Consider the following 20,617-nt stretch of genomic DNA (forward strand, 5'->3'; position numbering starts at 1 on the left):
ATCACATGGTTAAACCAGAAGAAGTCGATAAGGCATATGAAGTTGCCAAGCAACGTTACGCAGAAATTGGTGTCGACACAGACGCCGCAATGAAAGAATTGGAAAAGGTACCTTTGTCAGTTCATTGCTGGCAAGGCGATGATATTCATGGCTTCCTGTTCCCGAACCAGGCATTGACAGGCGGCATTGGCGTTTCCGGTAACTATCCAGGCATTGCCCGCACACCAGATGAATTGTCCGGCGACTTGCATGAAGCTTTGAGCCTGATCCCAGGCAAGCACCGGGTTCAACTGCACGCGATCTATGCCGTTACTGACAAGAAGCGCGACTTGGACACTTTGGAGCCTGAAGACTTCGATTATTGGATCGATTGGGCAAAGCAAGAAGGCATCGGCCTTGACTTTAACGGCACCTTCTTCTCCCATCCGATGGTTAAAGACAACATGACCGTTTCATCACCGGATCCCAAGGTTCGTGATTTCTGGATCCGTCATGGCAAGATCAGCCGCGAAATTTCCAACTACATCGGTGAAAAGTTAGGCAGTCAGGTTGTCAATAACTTCTGGTTCCCAGATGGCTTCAAGGACAACCCGATTGACAAAAAGACTCCGCGTCTACGCTTGATGAAAGCTCTGGACGAAATCATCAAAGAACCGCTTCCGGAAAAGAACACCATTGAATCCTTTGAAGGCAAGCTGTTTGGTACCGGGATTGAATCCTACACCACCGGTTCACATGAATTCTATCAAAATTACGCGATCAGCCGGAACAAACTCTGGACAATCGATGCCGGACACTTCCACCCAACAGAAGATGTGTCTGACAAGTTCAGTGCCTTCTTCCCATTCGGCAAAGGCTTGTTCATGCACGTTTCCCGTCCGGTTCGTTGGGACTCCGACCACGTTGTCATCATGGACGACGCTTTGATTCGGATCACCCGTTCGTTGGTTCGTGACGGTTATCTTGATCGCACCCACATTGGCCTTGACTTCTTTGACGCAACGATCAACCGGGTTGCCGCTTGGGTTGTCGGCGCACGTGCAACACAAAAGAGCTTGCTGCAGGCAATGTTGGCACCGATCGATCAGTTGAAGAAGAGCGAATTGAACGCTGACTTTACCACCCGTTTGATTGAAACCGAAGAATTGAAGTCCTTCCCATTCGGCGCTGTTTGGGACAAGTTCTGCCAGGATCACAACACCCCGGTTGGCTTCGACTGGATGAACAACATCCATCAGTATGAAAAGGATGTTCAGTTCAAGCGCGACACCAAGTTGGTTCACTAATTCAACAGATTCTGAAAGGAATATCTCTAATGGATAACAAGAAACAATTTCTGAATCCGGAATATACCCAAAGCTTCGCGGAATCGCCTTATGTGACGCAAATGCGCAAAGTTACCTGGAATCTCTACCAACATGGCTGGGATGAACGGAACGGCGGAAACGTTAGCTATCGGTTAACCGAAGCCGAGATCGCACCTTATGGGGATGTGCATGAGGTTAAGCGCAACATTCCGATCAAGTTTGATGCCAGCAAACTGGCCGGACAGTATTTTCTGGTTACCGGCACGGGACGCTACTTCAAGAACGTGAAGGATTTTCCGGCACGTGATACGGGCTTGGTTCGCATCGCCAAAGACGGGCACAGTGTTGACTTGCTGTGGGGCTTTAACGACGGCGGTCAGCCAACCAGCGAATTTCCGGCACACTTGATGACCCACATTCAACGGCTCAAAAAGGATCCGAGCCAGCGCATTGTCATGCACTGCCACCCTACCAATCTGGTCGCCATGTCCTTCACCCTGCCGCTAGAAGAGAAACTGTTCTCCCGCATTTTGTGGAAGATGCAGGCTGAATCCATCGTTGTGTTTCCAGAAGGTATCGGCGTTCTGCCATACATGACCCCGGGCACCAACGAAATCGGCCAAGCCACCGCTGACAAAATGGCCAAATTCCGCCTCGTGATGTGGCCACAACACGGTATCTTCGGTGCAGGCGACTCTATTGACGAAACCTATGGCCTGATCGAAACCGTTGAAAAAGCGGCCACGATCTACACCGCCATTCAGGCACAAGGCGGCCGGATCATCAACGAAATCACGGATGAAAATCTGGAACAATTGGCCAAGCGTTTTGACTTGACGCCGAACCCAGAGTTTCTCCATGGTGATACCTTGATTAGCAAGGTGACACTCAAAGTCTGAACCGATTCGTGTTATTGCGATACCTCCTATGAAGTTAAGAAAAGCACCTCGTTGACTGCCTATTCAGGCGCGGTTAACGGGGTACTTTTTTTGTTGGTGAGTGATGAGTTCCGGTTCGTGCCAAACTCCGCAATCTCCGGCCATCTGGGGCTGGCGACGCGAAGCTAGAGCGGAGGGCACGACTTTTAGCCTTTGCAAAACCGGCAAAGGCTCTAAGCTCGGCCTTGTTGTAGGCGGGGCAGAAACCGCCCCACCAACAACAATTTCACAGCTGAGCCCCATCTGGCCTACGATTGCTCCGCTTTGGCACTGGAATTTTGATGTTTCTAACAAGTCACTATGAAGAGATAAAAAAATAAAAAAGCAGATACAATTACGATTGAAAGACTTTATCTTATTATTGCATCAAACTTTGTTAACGAGTGCGATCTGGATATGTGAGTTGAATCTGGTTGTCCTCGAACAAATTTCTGTAAGAGGCAGATGGCTGTTTGTCGGTGATAATTTCGTTGATCTGATTCATGTTTGTGATGCGGATGTAGTCGCTTTGATCGAATTTGGTGGAGTCGATGCCAAAGATTACACATTTTGCCGCGGCGATCATGGCTTCTTTGACGGCTGCCTGTTCTGGGTCGGAAACATAGATCCCTTCTTCGTCAATCGATCCGGTTGATAATAACGCAAAATCAGGGCGAAAACTCTGGATTTCACGAATAGTTGTTGAGCCGAGTGTCGAGGCCGTGCGTGGGACCATTTTGCCGCCTACAATGATGGTTTCGACATTGTTTAGGTAGTTGAATTGGAGTCCCATGTTGACGTTGTTCGTGATGACGTGAAGGCCAATTTGGTCGTGGAGTAATTCTGGCAGACTGAAAAAAGTTGAACTGCCGTCAATGAAAAAAGCGGCATTGCTGGGAATTTTCGCAGCAATTTGCTGACTAATCGTTCGCTTAAGACGCGCGTTTTCGTTGCGTCTTTTTTCATACGTAAATTCAAGGTTATTGCCTTGAAGCAATTGGATCATGCCATATTGGCGCCGAATGATGTTGCTTTTTTCTAATTCAATCAGATCACGACGCAGTGTCGATTTGCTTGTGAACATTTGCTTGCTGAGATCAGCAATGCTAATTTGCGGCGTATCACGCAAAATCTGAATAATTTCATTTAACCGCTCAAATTTAGCTGGAGTTTGTGACATAGTAAACGCTTCCCTCAATTGATTTTTGTTGAATCTTTCTGAAGTGGTTTAGGTGAGTTTCGTGAACGATTCTCAACCTTGGTGAACCCCTTATAAATACCGTAGACATGCGCCTGTAAGCGTTTTAGCATTAACAATGTGATGAGAGGGAAAGTTCAAAAAGGTCCAAAACAATTGATTCAACTTTTTTCAGATTGAGGGGAGCTAGATATGGATTATAGCACAATGATTCACAAAGATTTAATTTTTTTGAATGAAGATGCTGCTGATCGTAAGAAATTGTTTAGAGCAGTGGCAAAAAAGATTCAGGCTGCTGGGTACGTCAAAGATACGTATGAAGCGGCACTGAATAAGCGGGAAGATGCGTTTCCGACCGGCATTGTTTTTCCGGAAATATCTGTGATGTTGCCGCATGCCGATCCGGAAAACGTCAACCGGCCATTCATGGCGATTGTCAAGAATGCCCAGCCGGTTCGCGTGCTGCAGATGGGTTATAACAAGCCAGAAGATGCAACGGCCATGTTCTTTCTCGGCATCACGGATTCGAGTCAACAAGTCGGGCTCTTACAGGTTTTCATGGATTTACTCCAGAATGAAAAGTTTGTCGCCAAGTTCAAGGCGATTAAGGATCCGGAGACAATGTATGAGTTTTTCGTTAACACATTTAAAGCACAAGCTGCTGGAAAATAAATCAAAAAGGAGTGTCAGTATTATGGCAAAAATTGTTGTTGCATGTGGCTCAGGCGTCGCATCAAGTGAGGCTACTGCTAGTCGAATCAAAGATTTCTTTGAATCACACAATGTTAAAGGCGTATCGGTGGATGCGACTGACTTTAAACAACTTCCGGAAGTGCTTCCTAATTACGATGTTTATGTTTGGATCGCCAAACCCAATCAGCAATTAGAGGACTTAGCCAAGAAAAATCATATTGCTGTCGTTAACGGCATGCCGATTTTCATGAACATGAATCCGGAGAAGTCCTACAAACAAATCATTCAGGCATTGAAGGACATGCAAAGTGCTGGTAAGTGACGTCTCGCGTCACGCGAACCGATGCGGAAAGGGTGGATTGTTCAATAAGCCATCTAACTGCATCACAGGTCATTAAGTTGTGAGGAGGAGAAAATCGTGACGATCTTAAAAGACGTCGTTAATTATATCCTGAATCTTGGGGGTCCGGTCTTTGTTCCCTTGATCATGCTGATTCTGGGATTGGTTGCCGGATTGAAGTTCAAAAAGTCGATTGTAGCTGCGTTGACCTTAGGGGTTGCCTTTTCCGGGATGACCTTGGTTGTTAACTACATGATGGACGCTATTTCACCAGCCGCCAAAGCCATGTCCAAGCTGTTTCACCTGAGTCTTAATGCGATTGATGCCGGGTGGACAGGGGTTGCAGCCATCACGTGGTCGTACAAATCAGCTTTTCTGTTTTTCCCGTTATTGTTAGCCATTAATTTTGTCATGTTGACGTTTAACTGGACCAAAACGCTAAACGTTGATATGTGGAATGTCTGGAACAAAATTTTCACTTATGTCGTCGTTCTGTACTTTACGCATAATGCATTCTTTGGCTTCTTAGTCGCTGGTTTCCAGATCATCTTTGAACTGAAGGCAGGCGATATGTGGCATCGCCATATCGAGGACTTAACCGGTATGCCAGGGGTCACGGTGCCACATTTCATCACGCTATTCGCGGTGATCTTACAACCGCTGAATAAATTACTAGATTTTATCCCGATCATGAATAAGCCTTTTGATGCCGATGCTTTGCAAAAACGAATCGGTGTTTGGGGTGACAATACAGTGATGGGTGCCTTGATCGGGGTACTTCTAGGGTTTGGCGCTGGCTACTCTATTTCCGGGTCCCTGAATTTGGCGATTAAAGCTGCCACGGCCATGACCCTGTTTCCGATGATTTCCAAACTTTTCATGACTGCGTTGCAACCGATTGCCGATGCGATGAGTGGCTTTATGCAAAAGCACTTTAAGGGTCGTGAAGTTTATATCGGGCTTGATTGGCCGATTCTTGCCGGGCGCAATGAGCTTTGGGTCACCGTGATTATCTTGGTGCCAATTATGTTGGTTTTTGCAATGATCTTACCGCATAACACGGTCTTACCATTCGCCGGCATCATCAACTTGTCCTTTGTCAATGCGGCTTTGCTGCTGACAGGCGCCAATCTTTTACGCATGATTACACTAGGTATCATTACCACGCCGATTTTCTTGTATGGCGCCACCTATTTTGCCCCTGTCATCACGAACTTAGCGAAAACAACCGGAACGGTCAAGGTGCACGCTGGTCAGCAGTTGTCATGGTCAACCTTCGAAGGTCCGGATTTTCGACTTTTCTTCGCTCAGGCCTTTAATGGTAAATGGTGGGCGATCGCATTAGCACTTCTGTGGACACTCGGTTTCATCTGGCTATACCGCGATCAAAATAGAATCAAATTGCCTAGTCAACGCTATGGTATTTTGAAACCGGCTACTGCAGCGGCAGCACCAGCAGCGTCGGATACGAATGACACTGCCGATGACGTTGATTTGAATGACTTGAGCGGCTTGGACTTCAGTGATGCCAAGGCTTCTAACGAAAGCAAGAAATCCGCATCCCCGAAATCTAATGTAGCCGATGATGTTGATTTAAATGATCTTGGTGGTTTGGATTTCAGTCATACCAGCCACGAGAAGAGGGGTGATAAGCGTGAGTAAGACCATGGCTTCATTTCTGGTTTTTCTGGATACCATCGGCGTCTCAGTTGCTTTGTTAGGTGGCAATACGCCGTTGTGTCTGTTGATGGGTCTGATGACTTTGATGCTGTATGTCAAGGTGAATCCAATCCTGTTTGGCGATTATGACCGGAAACAGCATGAAAGAATGTTGCAGCGTCGCAAGCTACTGTTGGAGCAGCGAGCGAATCATGGAGGAGATAACAAATGACAGAACAATATGTATTTGAAGAAGAACGCAAGGATTTAGCTACAGTTGCCCGTGAAATGTTCGTTCGCAAGAATACGAACGTGGCGGGGGGCAATATTAGTGTTCGAATTACACCTGACAAGGATTTTGATTATGGCACCATCCACATCAAAGCAGGCAAAGCTTATCTGATCATGACGCCAACAATGATGTCGGAAGCATGGTACGCCAAGCTTCAGCCAACGCAGATTTTGGTCGTGGATCTTGAAACCGGGCAACTGATTGATGGCGTTGGTCGGTTAACCCGCGAAATCAATATGCATGAAGAAGCCTATCGTGCCAATGACAAGATCCGATGCGTGTACCACTCCCATGCTGAAGAATCAATGTTCTGGGCAACCGCTGGATTGGACATGCCTAATGTTACCGAAGTCACCGAAGAAGTCGGTCCGATCCGCGTGCTTCCTTACGCACCTGCCTGCTCCAAAGAACTAGCCGATACGGTTTACAACGGACTTAAGGAGGTAGGAGATGCGGCAAAAGAGCACATCTTCCTGCTAAATAGTCATGGCGTCCTGATCACCTCTGAAGACTTGCATCACGCCACCGAAATTCTGGAAACCGTTGAATGGAACGCAAAGATTGCCTATCAACAAACCGTCTTCATGAAGCTGGGGCTGTTGGACAGCTATCAGTCTTGCGGCAAAGCCACAGATGGGATGCTGAAGCAGTCGTTAAAGTCATAGAATTTTGAAGCAATAAGTTTGTATAGATAAAAAAAAGCCAAGGCTGGGTCATCATCTAACGCCATTAGAATATAGCGAACAACATTCCTGTGTGTTTCGGAATATTGTCCGCTATTTGTTTCGTCATGGGTAATTTGTAGAGGATTTATGGTCATAGTGCCAAAGCGGAGCAATCGGAGGCGGGGACGGGCTCAGTGGTGAAATTGTACTAGCCGGGCGATCTTCCCGGCGTAGTACAAGGCCGAGCTTTGAGACTCTGCCGGTTTTGCAGAGGCTCAAAGTCGCGCCCACCACGTTCCAGCCCAGGACCCGCCGGAGATTGCGGAGTTTGGCACGACACGGAACCAATTGCCTATGGTTTCTGTATCGTTCGGAATTCAGTACACTAAAGACTTTTTACACGAATTATGGCTCAACCTCTTTTTTGAACAAAAAATGTGTTGGATATTTCGCCAACCTGTAAGTTCTATAATCAAAACCATCACCCCAAAAAATCCGGCAGCTTTCGATGAATATTCAAAACAAACCGCGAATGGTCGTGAATAAACCGTGAGACCGAGTATTCAAAAGCATGGCCTTTTTGATCATAAGCGGTTTGTTCGATGACGAGTACGGGACTGCCTTGTTTGATGTCGAGGGCTTTGGCGGTTTCGTCATCGGCATCGGTTGCGTAAAGAATACGGCGGGCATCGGTTAGCTGGATACCGCGGTTGCCGAGGTAATCGTAAATGGAACCTTTCAGAATTTCCTTGTCTAACGGCGCGATGCTGGTAGGCATGATCGTGTGTTCAAGGCTGTAGTAGCGGTCATTAATCAGGCGAACACGTTTGATATCGTAGACCGGCTCGTTGCTTTTAATGGCGAGACTTTTTTGCTCGATTTCATTGGGCAAGCGCGCATCAAAATACAGCAACTTGCTGGAGATGCTTTGATCGCGGTGGGAATATGTCGCCCCAATTGGCGCATCGAGTGGTAGCAGTTCCTTGTCGTCTTCAGTTGCTCGTGCGCGCACAAAGCTGCCTGATCCCTGCTGACTGTAAATCAGGCCTTCATCCTGTAAGAGTTTTAGCGCTTTTTTAATGGTTAGGCGGCTGGTATGGTAGGTTTCCGCCAGCTTTTTCTGCGTGGGTAGCGGCTTACCGGCGCGATAGTGGTTCGTTAAAATGCCTTTTTTAATGTCGGAATAAATTTCTGAATATAGATACAATACCGTCACCTCAATGGCTTACTTGTTAAGCGATTATAACATAAGCGAATGAGTTGATAAGCCATATTTTCGAGCTAGTCAGGATTAAGCCAGCGTTATCTGACAGAGTTGGAAAATTTGTATATACAAAACAAAAATAAGACTTTACAAAAACTAGGGAAACCGGTAAACTGACGATGTTGGGAAACGCTTTCTTTTCAAAACTATTTAGGGGTGATGCATGATGAAGTTCAATGTGGATAAGCTTCAGGAGCCGTTACTGAAGGCTTCGATGTGGGTGCAGAACAACACGATTCTCCAAGCTGTTAAGAATGCCTTTGTTTGAACGATTCCATTTACGGTGATTGGGTCGTTTTCGAATTTGATCAAGATGCAACTGGATGCATTGATTAAGTCGCAACAGTTACGATTGGGGGTGGTTGGCGAGCCTGAGTCAACTCTTTGGTTATCTCGGCATTGCTACGCTTGGCGTCGTCGGCTTGATTGTGGTTATCTCAAGCGCCTATTCTTACGCGGTTGAGTTAAAGCAGCGTGATGAGAACAAGGGCTTGAATGTCATTATTGCCACCTTGTTGGCCTTTTCCGCGTATTTTGTCATGGTGCCGAACAACGTGAATTTTGCTGATCCTAAAGCTAAAGTGATTGAAGGATTTGCGGCGTCGCTTTTCAGTTATGAAGGGATGTTTACCGGCTTGATTGTCGGGATGTTAGCCGTTGCTATGTTTGCTTCCTTCAGCCGCTCCAAATTCACGATCAGGATGCCTGGGAGTGTCCCACAAAATGTGTTTGACTCGTTTTTTGCCTTAATTCCGATGTCCAAAGTTTTGTTACTGTTCGGCTTGGCGCGGATTGGTCTTCAGGCGATGGGGTACACCAGTTTAATTCAGCTGATTTCAACGGTCATCATTAAGCCGTTACTGACTGTCGGCACCGGATTACCAGCTATTATTGTCGTCATTTTATTAGAACAGATTCTGTGGTTCCTTGGTTTACACGGCTTCAACATTGTTTGGGGAATTGTTTCCGCGTTCTGGCTGCCGTTATTCTTACAAAATGTGGCTAAGTTTGCGGAGACCAAGAGTTTTGCCGGTATCACGATTGCGCCTAACACGATGACCAATGTTTACGCGATGATCGGCGGTTCAGGGGCTACTTTTGGTCTGATTATCGCCATGCTGATTTTTGCCAAAAAAGGTGAAAAAGAACGGGAAGTAGCCAAACTAGCCTTGGTACCGGGATGTTTTGGCATCAACGAACCGGTTATCTTTGGGTTACCGATTGTTTTGAATCCGATCATGTTCATTCCGTGGATTTTCGTACCATTGTTTAATGCGATTGTGGCTTATGTTGTGACTTCAATTGGCTGGGTGGTACCGCTTGTCGTCTTAAATTCAGGCAATGAGCCGATTTTTGTCAGCACGTGGATCCTTGGTGGGTTGCATATGAGTCCGGTGATTCTTACGGCCGTTTTGGTTGTCATCGATATTTTCCTCTACGCACCGTTTGTCATTATGAATCAGCGTAGTGAACGGAGACTGGCCGCGGCATGAAGACAGAAAGAAGAATTTGATTAATGCAAAAAGTTCACGTAATTGCGCACACGCATTGGGATTTTGAATGGTACTTCACTCGTCAGCAGGCCCGGGTTCAGTTTGCTTATCATATGGCGGAAGTGTTGCAGGCGCTTGAAACGAATCAGTTGGATGCTTATTTGCTGGATGGGCAAATGGCGATTGTCGATGACTATTTGCAAACCAATCCCGAACGACGTGATCAGATGCGCAAGTTTGTTCAGGCACGGCGGCTGTTTGTCGGTCCGTGGTATACGCAAATTGATGAAATGGTTACCAGTGGCGAGTCGATTGTGCGGAACCTGCAGCTTGGGCACAAACTGGCTGCTGATTTAGGCGGCGTTATGAAAGTCGGCTATCTGCCTGATTCATTTGGTCAGGGACAGGACATGCCGAAGATTTATCAAGGTTTTGACATCGGTTCGACCGTCTTTTGGCGTGGTATGCCGCATGAAAAAAATGCGCGTTACTTTTACTGGACAGCGAGTGACGGCTCCAAAGTGTTAGCTGCCAACATTAAAAACGGTTATTATGCCGGCGTTGAGCTGATTGAAAATGACGATGTGGCGAGTTTGCTTCATCGGATTGCCACGGATACCGAGGCGCATGATTTGGTTTTACCAGTGGGCGGTGACCAGCGCGCGGTTGATTTCAACTTGAAGGATCGGCTGCAAATCGCCAATGCACAACAGAATGAGTTTGAATTGTTGGAAGACAATTATCCGGACTTTTTCAACGACTTGGCGAAAACGCCGGATTTACCTACCTATCAAGGTGAGTTTGTGGATCCGTCAGCATCAAAGATTCATCGGGGTATTTATTCATCACGGGCAGATTTAAAAGAGTTGTATGACCGTCTTGAACACTTGATGATCGATGTGGTCGAACCGCTAATGGTGGTGGCGGCTCATCATGGCATTGAGGCGCAGCGAGGCATCGTTGAAAACATCTGGAAAAGCATTGCTCGCGGCCAAGCCCATGATTCTTCCGGCGGGTGCAATTCGGATGAGACGAATCGCGACATTGTCCTGCGTGGCACCGACGCTTTACAGTTGGCGGAATCGCTTCGTGACTATTTATTACGCAAGTTGGCCAGCAATGCCCCAGACTCATTGAATGTTTTCTTTTGGAACCCGACGATTCAACCGGTCCGCCAAATTGGCCAGATCACGGTGGCAACGCGCGAACCGCACTTTAAGCTAAAAAATGCGGCCGGCGAACCGGAGGCGTTTGAGGTGCTGAAACAGGAACAAGTCGACAACGCCGTTTTGCGTGGCGATCCCGCACAAGAGACGCCGGACATCTATTATCGCACGACCATTGCAGTACCAGCGGTCATTGATGCGCTGGATTGGGTGGGCTTGACGCTTGAGCCTGCGCACCAGTCGATGGCGCTGCGAACAAAAAGTACTACGATTAGTAACGGAATTTACACGCTGACTTTTAAGGACGGCAAGCTCTTGTTGACGGATAACCGCACGCAGCAAACCTTTGTCGATCCGCTTCACTTTGAAGATGGCGGTGATGCGGGAGATACGTACGATTACTCGCCACCTGATGAAGACTGGCTGCTGGACTTGTCCTTGGCTCAAGCCGAAGTTACGGGTCACCAAGGTAAGTTTGTCAGTGAACTTATTTTCCGCGGCGAGTGGCAACTGCCGAGCGACTTGCCGGATCGCACTGCGAAAAAAGCTACCACTACGACGCCATACAAGCTCGTGTTGCAACTGACAGCTGATGATCCTGTCATTCACTTCGACTTGACCGTTGAAAATACCGTGCGCGATCACCGCATTCGCTTGGTGCTGCACACACCGATTCAGGCTCAAGCCAGCTATGCCGACACGCCATTTGGGGTGGCGGCACGGCCGGTCATCGATCCGCATCTTAAGGATTGGCGGTCAATCGGCTATCATGAGGAACCCACAGCACTGCGACCGCTGATTCATTTTGCCAACACGCACGACCAAACGACCAGTTGGACCTTCCTCGGCTTAGGTGAAAAAGAATTTCAAATTGTCGGGAACCATTTTGCCCAGCTGGCGGTGACGATGTTTCGTGGCGTTGGTTATCTGGGCCGTCCGGATTTAAACCGGCGGCCAGGCGATGCTTCGGGCTTGCAGACGCGTTATGTGGCGACACCTGACAGTCAATTGTTGGGGACGCGGCACATGCGCGGCGGTATCTGTCTGGATGCTACGTTTGACTCGGCTGAATTGCAACGCCGGGCGCAGGCACTGGCAATCGGCAGTCTGGGCTACCAAAATCAGACGCTTGATCGCTTCACCACGCCGCTGCAGTACTTCCCAATTAACGCGAATCAAACGCCACTGGCCCATCACTCGGCTATTGCGTTGAACGATACGAAGTTGGTTGTGTCCAGTGTTAGCGCCACAGCGGATGGAACAGGCTATCTTGTGCGACTTTATAACCCGAGCGAGCAGATGTACCAACAGGCAGATACGCTTCATTTTGCCCAGCCGGTTAGTGTTCGCTTGCTGAATCTTAACAACGAAACCCGGCAAACACTCGCGACCGATGTGACAAGTTTTGAACTGCCTGCATTTAAGCCAGGCGAGATCCGCACATACGGTATCTATCCGCGGCAGACGTTACCATTGCTAGAGGAGGCGCGCCATTAATGGAAGAAAAGTCAGCATTGGCAACCGCTTTGATGGACTATGCGGATGCGCATCCGTTACCAGACGCAGCCGCGCAGAAAATGTTCCGCACCTTATTACCTGATGCGTTGGTCAAGGCAACCCGCCGCCAGCCTGATGGTACCTATTTTGTGGCTACCGGGGATATTCCGGCGATGTGGTTGCGGGATGCGACGTTTCAGGTATTGCCATATGTGCAGCTCATCGAAGACATTCCCGATTTGAAACCGATACTTGGAGGCGTGTTGCGGCGTGAATTGGCGTTTGTGCGACTTGATCCGTATGCAAACGCCTTTAACGAAACGCCTAGTGGGGCACATTGGCGCGCGGATGATGAAAGCGATTGCCCGCTTTCGCCGCATGTTTGGGAACGCAAATTTGAAATCGATAGCTTGTGCGCGCCATTGCTATTGGCCATCAACCTGTATGCCGAAACCGGGGATGCCAGCATTTTTGACGTTGATTTTTGGGCTACCTTCACGCTGATTTTGACGACGTTTGAACAAGAGCAGCACCATGAGCAGTCGCCGTATTTTTTCAGAAGGAGCAACACTGATGAAAATGATACGTTGCCGAATAACGGCTTGGGCAATCCGATTGCCTATACCGGTTTGATCTGGGACGGTTTTCGACCTAGCGACAACCGCTGCGAGTATGGTTTTCATATTCCCGCTAACCTATTAGCCAAAACGGTTCTTACCCATTTATTGCCGTTAATGCCAGTTGATGAGCTGCAGTTGGTCAAACGAACGCAGGCGTTAGTAACGGCTATTGAGCAAGGTGTGATCAAGCATGCGATTCAAACCTTGCCAAGTGGGGAACAGGGATTAGCTTATGAAGTCGATGGCCTCGGGTACGCCCGCTTGATGGATGATGCCAATGTACCAAGCCTGTTGAGTTTGCCGTTTCTAGGCGCGATTGCCGCAGATGATCCGCTGTATCTGGCCACAAGAGCGTTTATTCTCAGCCTGCAAAATCATTACTACTATCAGGGCAAAAGGTTAAGCGGCGTTGGCAGCGAGCACACCCCGCCGCAATATGTCTGGCCAATCGCTGTTGCTATGGAAGGCTTGGTGGCAACATCAGCCGCGGAAAAAATGGCGAAATTGCGGCTGATCGCGGCGACGACTGGCGGGACCGGTCAATGCCATGAAGGGGTTCAAAAAGATGATCCGGCTCAATATACCCGCACGTGGTTTTCATGGGCCAATATGACGTTTTGCCAGTTGGCACTGGATGTCGGGCATCAACGAGAAAAAGAAGGATTGCGATGAGTTTAGCGGTGATCGATATCGGCGGCACCAGCATAAAGTTTGCGGGTTACACAACTGCGACCGGTCTTTTCGCGCAGACACGTGTAGCAACGCCAAAAACATTGGCTGCCTTTTATCACTGCCTGCAACAACAGGTGGCGGCGTTAAGGCAGATAACTGAACTGACGGGCGTGGCCATTAGCAGTCCAGGCGTTGTGGACCAAGCGGCAGGCGTCATTCGCGGAGCTAGTGCCGTGCCGTACATTCATCATTTTCCGATCGTGACTGAGTTGAGCAACCGCTTGCATTTGCCGCTTACCATTGAAAACGATGCGAACTGCGCGGCGTTGGCCGAAGCGCAGTTAGGGGCAGCCGCTGATGTGCGTGATGCAATTTTGCTTGTACTTGGAACTGGCGTTGGTGGCGCAGTCATTATAAATGGCCAACTTCATCGCGGTCGGCATTTGATGGGCGGCGAATTTGGCTATATGTTGCACGGCGATGAAGATACGGTCAGCCATCTTGGCACGCTTGTCAACACGGTCGCCCGATACAATCGGCAGCATGGCACGCAACTGGATGGCAAAAGGCTGTATGAATTGGCGCAATCCGGCGATTCAGCAGCTAGTACAGCCATGCAAAAGATGTTTCATGTCTTGGCAGTGACCATTTTCAATTTGCAGTATAGTTTTGATCCCGATTGTTTCGTGATCAGCGGCGGCATATCCCAAAACCCGGCGCTACTGGGAGACTTGGAAGCGGCACTCGATGAGATGATGGCCAATACCGAATTGACACCGATTCGACCGGTTATTCGCATCGCCAAGTTTCGAGCCGAAGCCAATCTATACGGTGCGGCGGTGCATTTTTACCAGCAACATCAAGCTGGTTTGATTCCCTTAGAAAGGACGTGATGGCCATCCAATTTCCAGCAGATTTCACTTGGGGCGCGGCAACCAGCGGCCCGCAAGCAGAAGGCACGTTTCACAAGAAGCATGAAAATATCTTTGATTATCATTACCACACGCGTCCGCAAGACTTTTATCACTATGTTGGTCCGGATGTCGCGTCAAACTTTTACAACGATTATGAACAGGATCTGAAGCTGCTGAAACAGGCAGGCGTGCAGGCGTTGCGCATCTCGATTCAGTGGACGCGGTTAATTGACGATCCTGAAGCGGCTACGGTTGATCCGGCAGGCGCTGATTATTATCACCGGGTGTTTGCAACGATGCATGAACTGGGAATCACGCCATATGTGAACCTGCATCATTTCGATTTGCCAGTCGCCTTACAGCATCGCTATGGCGGGTGGCAGTCCAAACATGTTGTCGACCTGTACGTGAAATTTGCGCAGCGGTGTTTTGAACTTTTCAGCGATCAGGTGACGCACTGGTTTACATTCAATGAGCCAAAAGTGATTGTGGATGGCCAATATTTATATCAATTCCACTATCCCAATCTGGTGGATGGCAAAGCGGCGGTGCAGGTGGCCTACAATCTTAATCTAGCCAGTGCCAAGGCGGTGGCGGCGTTTCGAAAAATCAACCGGCAGCCGCAAGCCACTATCGGCACGATCATTAATTTGACGCCGGTTTATCCAGCATCGCAGTCTGCCGGCGATCTTGAAGCCGCGCGATTTGCAGAGCTGTGGGCCAATGATCTGTACCTGGAGCCAGCGATTCATGGTCGCTTTCCAGAAGCACTCGTCGAACGGCTCAAGCAAGATCACGTTTTGTGGCAGGCGACTCCCGAAGAATTAGCCGTGATTGCAGCAAATCGCATTGATGTGTTGGGGGTGAATTACTATCATCCCTGCCGCGTCCAAGCACCGGCCGTGGCCCCTGACAGCCTGCAGCCATGGTTGCCGGACATTTATTTTGACGCGTATGAACTGCCCGGCCGCAAAATGAATCTCGACAAAGGGTGGGAAATTTATCCTGATGCGCTGTACGACATTGCGATGACCATTAAAAACCGTTATGGCAATATCGACTGGTTCGTGGCAGAAAACGGCATCGGCGTGGCTGACGAAGAGCGCTTTTTGCAAAATGAGGTTGTGCAGGATGATTACCGCATTCAATTCATGACCGATCACCTGTCTTTCCTGCATCAGGCGATCGAAAAAGGCGCGAATTGCCACGGCTATTTTGTCTGGACCGGCATTGATTGCTGGTCGTGGCTCAATGCCTATAAAAATCGTTACGGGTTGATTCGCAATAACTTACGCAACCAAACGAAGTCGTTAAAAAAATCGGGATACTGGTTCTGCCAAGTCGCAGCTACGGGCCATGTTCCGGATACGTGTTCCCAAACAGAGCAGGTTGCAGAATAGAAAAGAGGCAATGTCATTATGACGGGAAATCCGAAGACCATCATGCTGGTTTGTGCGGCAGGGATGTCCACCAGCATGTTAGTTAGAAAAATGACGGATGCGGCAGAGAAAAACAAGGTTAACGTGAACATTTTTGCCACCTCCGCATCCGATGCACACGATAAGCTGGCAGCAGAGCATCCTGACGTTTTGTTGCTTGGGCCGCAAGTGCGGTATTTAGCCGCCGATTTTAAAGCAGAACTGTCGATACCCGTCGCAGTCATCAACATGCAGGACTACGGCTTAATGAAAGGCGATCGCGTCTTGCAAACGGCACTTGATTTAATAGCTTGAGCAGCCACCTGTGTTATTGGATGTAGAAAGGGGACGAGGTTTATGGATGAGCAGCAACAATTGGTCGTGATGCAACTCATCATGGCAGGTGGCAATGCGAAGAATGCTGCGTTTGAGGCCATCAGAGCGGCAAAAACCGGCGACTTCAAGCAGGCCAAAGCCAAACTCAAAGAAGCCGATCACTTTTTAGCCGAGGCACATCAAGCACAAACCGGCATGCTGACCGCTGAAGCAAACGGCGACCACCAAGCAGTCTCACTTTTAATGGTCCACGGCCAAGACCACGTCATGACCGCCATTACGTTCCGCGACTTGGCCGGGGAAATTGTGGCATTGTATGAGCGCTTGGGTGAAGCGTCGAAGCAAGATAACTTAGCTTAATGGTGAGGAGAATGACGATGAAAAAAGGGTTTGTTGTACGACGGATAACATGGCTGATGATTGCTGCCGCGCTCTTTTTCAGCATCATGATGCCATCGCAATCAGTTAACGCTTCTGCCAAAACGCCACAAAAGACATTTATGGTCTATTATCGTGCTTGGCGGGATCAAGCCATGCATGGCGTTAATACATCAATTTTGGATCCGAATCCGCAAAGTATGCTGGATTTGCCATACGGAATTGATATTATCAACGTGTTTAGTTACGTCCCGGCCGGTCAAGAGGCTAAGGCACAACCGTTTTTCGATAAGTTAAAAACTGTTTATGCTCCGGAAATGCATCGGCGAGGCGCAAAATTAGTTCGCGCCTTGGATTATGATCACATGGTGGATGGCTTAATTCAGCAATATGGCCAACACCCAACCGCCAGCGAAGTTGATGATTATGTACGAGCCTTAATCTATGAGCTATCTGGTCAATGGGGACTGGATGGCATCGACATTGATATGGAAAAGCAACCCAGTGCAGAAAGAGTTGCCTTGTCCGACAGCATTATCCGCACAATGGGACAATATTTAGGGCCGAAAGCGGCAAATGGCACCTTACTGATTTACGACACAAATGGCAGCTATCTTGCCCCGTTTAAAAATGTCATGGCCTATTTTTCCAAACTTGGTTATCAACAATACGGCAGCGGCCCAAACCGTACCGAAAAAATGCGACAAACCTACACGGCAACCGGCTTTTCACAAGATCAAATACTGGCAGGATTGAGTTTCTCAGAAGAAGGCGACCAGAATCGTTGGTACGACACCAACCCTCACCATTTTCTAGATTCAAACATGCATACGGTAGCCGAATTTGCCCGTCAAAACTTAGGCGGCATGTTTGTTTATGCCGTCGATCGCGATGGCCGAACGTATGCAGAACCCGATTTTAGTCACATCAGCAAAACAACTTACCGATGGACCAAAACTGCCATTCTAGAAACGAAGGGCTATCCGTTAAGCGATATAAAAGCCGCGGCATACCGTTATCTGAAAAAAATAGCACCACGTCTGACTCCGACGCAACACCAGACGCTTCATCAGCAAATTGGCCAAGCAACCAATGCATTTGAAGTGAACAGTGTCTTCATGAAAGACGACTTCAACGATGCAGTCGATCCAAATTTTGACGCTGTTAGGGAAATTCAGATGGGCATGTGAGCACGCAGACAGATGTGTGTAAAGTGTGTTTTTAGTGACATCAATTTATCGACGCGATTGGAATCTTATTCGCGCTGGTCTAAAAAGACGAGTGATTTTTCAGTACATTTAGAAAAATCACTCGTCTTTTATTGTCTCATAGGATAATTTGTCGAAATTTTTAAGAAAGTGAGGGCCAAAGCGGAGCAATCGGAGGTCAGAGGGGGCTCAGGGGTGAGATTGTACTAGCCGGGTGATCTTCCCGGCGTAATACAAGGCCGAGCTTAGAGACTTTGCCGGTTTTGCAGAGGCTCTAAGTCGTGCCCACCACTCTAGCTTCGCGGTCGCCAGCCCCTCTGGCCGGAGATCGCGGAGTTTGGCCCGGCAATCGAAACATTCTGTATCTTGTCCCCGCTCAAGCCAAAACCGATAACCACGCACTTCCCGCAGGCATAAGTTCACCTTGAACATTCCGGACGCGCATGGGGTGCACAAAACCCAGAATGAAAGCGCCGTCATTTAGGGCGGTTTGTCTCGTACAATGACATTGGACCTGGAGGTGAGGGTTGAGTGAAAAAACGCAACTTGCAAATCCTTTCAGAAATTATTCGGCATCCTAATTTGAAAAGTGGTGATTTGGAAAAACAATTTAAAATTACGCGGCGGCAACTTGCTTACGCTTTGTCACAAATTAATCAGGAACTGACAGATCATCGGCTGCCTAAAATTACCCGAACCCCGCGCGGCGAATTCGTCACGCCAAGCGAGATCGCTGACTTTTTCAACGTGCAGGCAACGGAAGCACCGCAACCGGATGTGTATCGCGAAGAAGACGAGCGCATCCTGCTCATCTGCCTCTATCTGCTAGTCAGCGACGAATTGCTATCGCTGGTGCACATCTATGATTTCAGCGGCGTCAGTCGAACCACGACATCGGCGGATTTAAAAGCAGTTGCCCGGTTTCTGGAAAAGCGGCAGTTAACGCTGAAGTATACGCGGCAAGCGGGCTATTTTATTGCTGGCGCCGAACAAACAATGCGCAACTTGCTGAACTATCTGGTCACACAGCTGCTGACGTATGACGATGGCCGCAGCTCGATCGAACAGTTAGGCAAGGTGCCCACGGAGCAGGTGATTCATTTTATTCACAAAATCGAAAATGTCCGCAATGTGACGTATTCGGATGAGTCGTTCAGCTTCTTGATGCTGGCGGTGCTGATGAATGTGACGCGCAATCTGTCGCACCGGGCAAAAGATAGCCGCTACTTTGAGCATCAAATCAGTGATACGCAAGAGTTTGCATCGCTTAAACCGCTGATTCCCGACGCGTGGCTGACGAGCGATTCGGATGCGGAGTGGCTGGTGATTCTGTTGCTATCGGCCAATACGATTCGCGGGGATGTTGGCGTCGCTGATCAAGCCTTGGTTGCCGCAATTCGCACCATGGTTGCCAAGTTTGAACAGCAGACGTTCATCAAGGTGGCTGATCAGGACGACTTTGTGAAGCGCTTGCTGGCCCACCTGCGTCCCGCGATTTTCCGTGTGCGTTATGGCTTGCACCTGCATGATATCGGCATCGGCCAGGTCATGGCGGCTGATCCCCGGCATCGATTTTTAGCCGACACCATTGATGCCATTATCGAGCCGCTGGAGAAGTTAACCGGCAAGCCGATTCCCGAAGATGAACGCAACCTTATCGCGTTTTACTTCGACGGTGAGTTGGAAAAGTCAGCTGACTTGCACGTCAGTAAGGAGCGCGCAGCGGTGGTTTGCACCAACGGCCTGATTGTTTCCAAGCTGATGATTCAGAGCCTGCGCCGGCTGTTTCCGGAAATCAGCTTTTTATCCGCCACATCCGCGCGTGAATTCGAACATTTTTCCGGGGATTATGATCTGGTGTTTACCACGGTGCCTTTAAAAACGTCGGCGCGGCAATATATCATTCACCCGCTATTGACGGAAGATGAACAAGTCCAATTGCGTTATCGCGTGTTGAACGATATCGGCGTCAAAAATATTCAAACCGGCATTTCGGCACTCACCGCGATTGTGCGTAAACATGCCAAAATCACGGATTCTGCAGGATTGGATGAAGCCTTGCGTCGCTTTTTAGCCGATCAAGGCGTTGAGGAACTGCCAGAAGTCCCACAGCCGCGGTTGTCAGCGTTGACGGCGCCGAATCTGATTCAAGTTGGCCAAAGCCGCAATTGGCAACAGGCCTTGCGTCAGGCGATTGCGCCACTGGAGCGCTTGGATTATGTGACCGATCCGTTTCGGCAAACGTTGATGGACGAAACCGCCGCGGCAGACAACTACAGCTTCATTGGAACCGAGGTGGCCATTCCCCACACGGTTCCGGAAAACGGGGTGCTTAGCAATGGCTTTGCCTTTTACATTCTGAAGCATCCGGTGGTTTATCCAAACGGGTTTCACATTCGGATGATTGTGCCAATTGCGGTTAAAGATACCGATCAGCACCTTCACGCTATTCAGGAGCTGTCGGAACTGATTGCCGACAACGCCACTTTGAAGCAACTGTTTGCTGCCAAAAGCGGACAACAGGCGTATGAAGTTTTGCAACATTACGAAGCCAAATCAGGCGCAAACCTGAATTAAAAA

Annotated in this window: 17 protein-coding genes and 1 pseudogene; 16 read left to right on the plus strand and 2 right to left on the minus strand. The window is 48.7% G+C overall.

All coding sequences use genetic code 11. The features are described 5' to 3' along the window. The first annotated feature begins 5 nt into the window (after nt 1–5). Together BVJ53_RS00780 and rhaD are read left to right on the plus strand one after the other, a co-directional pair. A complete protein-coding gene (locus BVJ53_RS00780; RefSeq protein ID WP_129300715.1) occupies nt 6–1,286 on the plus strand; it encodes an L-rhamnose isomerase in 1,281 nt (426 codons plus the stop codon). 29 nt (nt 1,287–1,315) lie between these two features. After that, nucleotides 1,316–2,206 carry a rhamnulose-1-phosphate aldolase gene (rhaD, locus tag BVJ53_RS00785; RefSeq protein ID WP_129300716.1) on the plus strand — a complete coding sequence of 297 codons (891 nt, stop codon included), beginning with the start codon at nt 1,316–1,318 and terminating at the stop codon, nt 2,204–2,206. A 415-nt stretch (nt 2,207–2,621) separates the two neighbouring features. Here the strand turns inward: rhaD and BVJ53_RS00795 are convergent, their stop codons facing one another. Further along, nucleotides 2,622–3,404, minus strand: coding sequence for a DeoR/GlpR family DNA-binding transcription regulator (locus BVJ53_RS00795; protein ID WP_129300717.1), 783 nt, complete (start codon nt 3,402–3,404; stop codon nt 2,622–2,624). A gap of 210 nt (nt 3,405–3,614) precedes the next feature. Between BVJ53_RS00795 and BVJ53_RS00800 the strand changes: the two genes are divergently transcribed. The 5 genes from BVJ53_RS00800 (at nt 3,615) to BVJ53_RS00820 (ending at nt 7,071) form a co-directional block, all read left to right on the plus strand. Then, on the plus strand, nt 3,615–4,094 hold the full coding sequence (locus BVJ53_RS00800) for a PTS sugar transporter subunit IIA (RefSeq protein WP_129300718.1): 480 nt from the start codon (nt 3,615–3,617) through the stop codon (nt 4,092–4,094). Nucleotides 4,095–4,116: 22 nt separating this feature from the next. Next, the gene (locus tag BVJ53_RS00805; RefSeq protein ID WP_129300719.1) at nt 4,117–4,437 is read left to right on the plus strand and encodes a PTS sugar transporter subunit IIB; all 321 of its coding nucleotides are present in this window, start codon (nt 4,117–4,119) and stop codon (nt 4,435–4,437) included. A 96-nt stretch (nt 4,438–4,533) separates the two neighbouring features. Beyond that, nucleotides 4,534–6,117, plus strand: a complete 1,584-nt coding sequence (locus tag BVJ53_RS00810; protein WP_129300720.1) for a PTS galactitol transporter subunit IIC — start codon at nt 4,534–4,536, stop codon at nt 6,115–6,117. Further along, nucleotides 6,110–6,346: a hypothetical protein gene (locus BVJ53_RS00815; protein ID WP_129300721.1), complete on the plus strand. Its 237-nt coding sequence runs from the start codon at nt 6,110–6,112 to the stop codon at nt 6,344–6,346. Before BVJ53_RS00810 ends, BVJ53_RS00815 begins: the two co-directional genes overlap by 8 nt. After that, complete coding sequence (locus tag BVJ53_RS00820) at nt 6,343–7,071, plus strand: class II aldolase/adducin family protein (protein ID WP_129300722.1); 729 nt, start codon at nt 6,343–6,345, stop codon at nt 7,069–7,071. The genes BVJ53_RS00815 and BVJ53_RS00820 overlap by 4 nt, the downstream gene beginning before the upstream one ends. A 481-nt stretch (nt 7,072–7,552) precedes the next feature. Here BVJ53_RS00820 and BVJ53_RS00830 read toward each other — a convergent pair whose 3' ends face one another. Next, nucleotides 7,553–8,278 carry a GntR family transcriptional regulator gene (locus BVJ53_RS00830; RefSeq protein WP_129300724.1) on the minus strand — a complete coding sequence of 242 codons (726 nt, stop codon included), beginning with the start codon at nt 8,276–8,278 and terminating at the stop codon, nt 7,553–7,555. 223 nt (nt 8,279–8,501) lie between these two features. On the opposite strand from BVJ53_RS00830, the pseudogene BVJ53_RS00835 reads away from it, so the two are divergent. From BVJ53_RS00835 to BVJ53_RS00875, 9 genes and pseudogenes are all read left to right on the plus strand, one after another. Then, nucleotides 8,502–9,828 (plus strand): annotated as a pseudogene (locus BVJ53_RS00835) (PTS sugar transporter subunit IIC). Nucleotides 9,829–9,851: 23 nt separating this feature from the next. Continuing rightward, nucleotides 9,852–12,491 carry a glycoside hydrolase family 38 N-terminal domain-containing protein gene (locus BVJ53_RS00840; protein WP_129300725.1) on the plus strand — a complete coding sequence of 880 codons (2,640 nt, stop codon included), beginning with the start codon at nt 9,852–9,854 and terminating at the stop codon, nt 12,489–12,491. Further along, complete coding sequence (locus tag BVJ53_RS00845; protein ID WP_129300726.1) at nt 12,491–13,783, plus strand: glycoside hydrolase family 125 protein; 1,293 nt, start codon at nt 12,491–12,493, stop codon at nt 13,781–13,783. Before BVJ53_RS00840 ends, BVJ53_RS00845 begins: the two co-directional genes overlap by 1 nt. Then, a complete protein-coding gene (locus tag BVJ53_RS00850; RefSeq protein WP_129300727.1) occupies nt 13,780–14,676 on the plus strand; it encodes an ROK family protein in 897 nt (298 codons plus the stop codon). Before BVJ53_RS00845 ends, BVJ53_RS00850 begins: the two co-directional genes overlap by 4 nt. Further along, nucleotides 14,676–16,097: a glycoside hydrolase family 1 protein gene (locus BVJ53_RS00855; RefSeq protein WP_129300728.1), complete on the plus strand. Its 1,422-nt coding sequence runs from the start codon at nt 14,676–14,678 to the stop codon at nt 16,095–16,097. Before BVJ53_RS00850 ends, BVJ53_RS00855 begins: the two co-directional genes overlap by 1 nt. A gap of 18 nt (nt 16,098–16,115) precedes the next feature. Continuing rightward, nucleotides 16,116–16,430: a PTS sugar transporter subunit IIB gene (locus tag BVJ53_RS00860; RefSeq protein WP_129300729.1), complete on the plus strand. Its 315-nt coding sequence runs from the start codon at nt 16,116–16,118 to the stop codon at nt 16,428–16,430. 42 nt (nt 16,431–16,472) lie between these two features. Further along, on the plus strand, nt 16,473–16,811 hold the full coding sequence (locus BVJ53_RS00865; protein WP_129300730.1) for a PTS lactose/cellobiose transporter subunit IIA: 339 nt from the start codon (nt 16,473–16,475) through the stop codon (nt 16,809–16,811). A gap of 17 nt (nt 16,812–16,828) precedes the next feature. Next, on the plus strand, nt 16,829–18,019 hold the full coding sequence (locus BVJ53_RS00870; RefSeq protein WP_129300731.1) for an EndoS/ChiA family endoglycosidase: 1,191 nt from the start codon (nt 16,829–16,831) through the stop codon (nt 18,017–18,019). A 549-nt stretch (nt 18,020–18,568) separates the two neighbouring features. Then, entirely contained in the window at nt 18,569–20,614 is a 2,046-nt protein-coding gene (locus BVJ53_RS00875) for a BglG family transcription antiterminator (RefSeq protein ID WP_129300732.1), read from the plus strand. Nucleotides 20,615–20,617 lie beyond the last annotated feature (3 nt).

Source organism: Lacticaseibacillus chiayiensis, from assembly GCF_004123795.1.
In the GTDB taxonomy this organism is placed as follows: domain Bacteria; phylum Bacillota; class Bacilli; order Lactobacillales; family Lactobacillaceae; genus Lacticaseibacillus; species Lacticaseibacillus chiayiensis.

What these genes read in the sequence shown, in the direction of transcription:
- BVJ53_RS00780 (WP_129300715.1), top strand. Translation starts at nt 6, where the DNA reads ATGGTTAAACCAGAAGAAGTCGATAAGGCATATGAAGTTGCCAAGCAA.
- rhaD (WP_129300716.1), top strand. Translation starts at nt 1,316, where the DNA reads ATGGATAACAAGAAACAATTTCTGAATCCGGAATATACCCAAAGCTTC.
- BVJ53_RS00795 (WP_129300717.1), bottom strand. Translation starts at nt 3,404, where the DNA reads ATGTCACAAACTCCAGCTAAATTTGAGCGGTTAAATGAAATTATTCAG.
- BVJ53_RS00800 (WP_129300718.1), top strand. Translation starts at nt 3,615, where the DNA reads ATGGATTATAGCACAATGATTCACAAAGATTTAATTTTTTTGAATGAA.
- BVJ53_RS00805 (WP_129300719.1), top strand. Translation starts at nt 4,117, where the DNA reads ATGGCAAAAATTGTTGTTGCATGTGGCTCAGGCGTCGCATCAAGTGAG.
- BVJ53_RS00820 (WP_129300722.1), top strand. Translation starts at nt 6,343, where the DNA reads ATGACAGAACAATATGTATTTGAAGAAGAACGCAAGGATTTAGCTACA.
- BVJ53_RS00840 (WP_129300725.1), top strand. Translation starts at nt 9,852, where the DNA reads ATGCAAAAAGTTCACGTAATTGCGCACACGCATTGGGATTTTGAATGG.
- BVJ53_RS00845 (WP_129300726.1), top strand. Translation starts at nt 12,491, where the DNA reads ATGGAAGAAAAGTCAGCATTGGCAACCGCTTTGATGGACTATGCGGAT.
- BVJ53_RS00850 (WP_129300727.1), top strand. Translation starts at nt 13,780, where the DNA reads ATGAGTTTAGCGGTGATCGATATCGGCGGCACCAGCATAAAGTTTGCG.
- BVJ53_RS00855 (WP_129300728.1), top strand. Translation starts at nt 14,676, where the DNA reads ATGGCCATCCAATTTCCAGCAGATTTCACTTGGGGCGCGGCAACCAGC.
- BVJ53_RS00860 (WP_129300729.1), top strand. Translation starts at nt 16,116, where the DNA reads ATGACGGGAAATCCGAAGACCATCATGCTGGTTTGTGCGGCAGGGATG.
- BVJ53_RS00865 (WP_129300730.1), top strand. Translation starts at nt 16,473, where the DNA reads ATGGATGAGCAGCAACAATTGGTCGTGATGCAACTCATCATGGCAGGT.
- BVJ53_RS00870 (WP_129300731.1), top strand. Translation starts at nt 16,829, where the DNA reads ATGAAAAAAGGGTTTGTTGTACGACGGATAACATGGCTGATGATTGCT.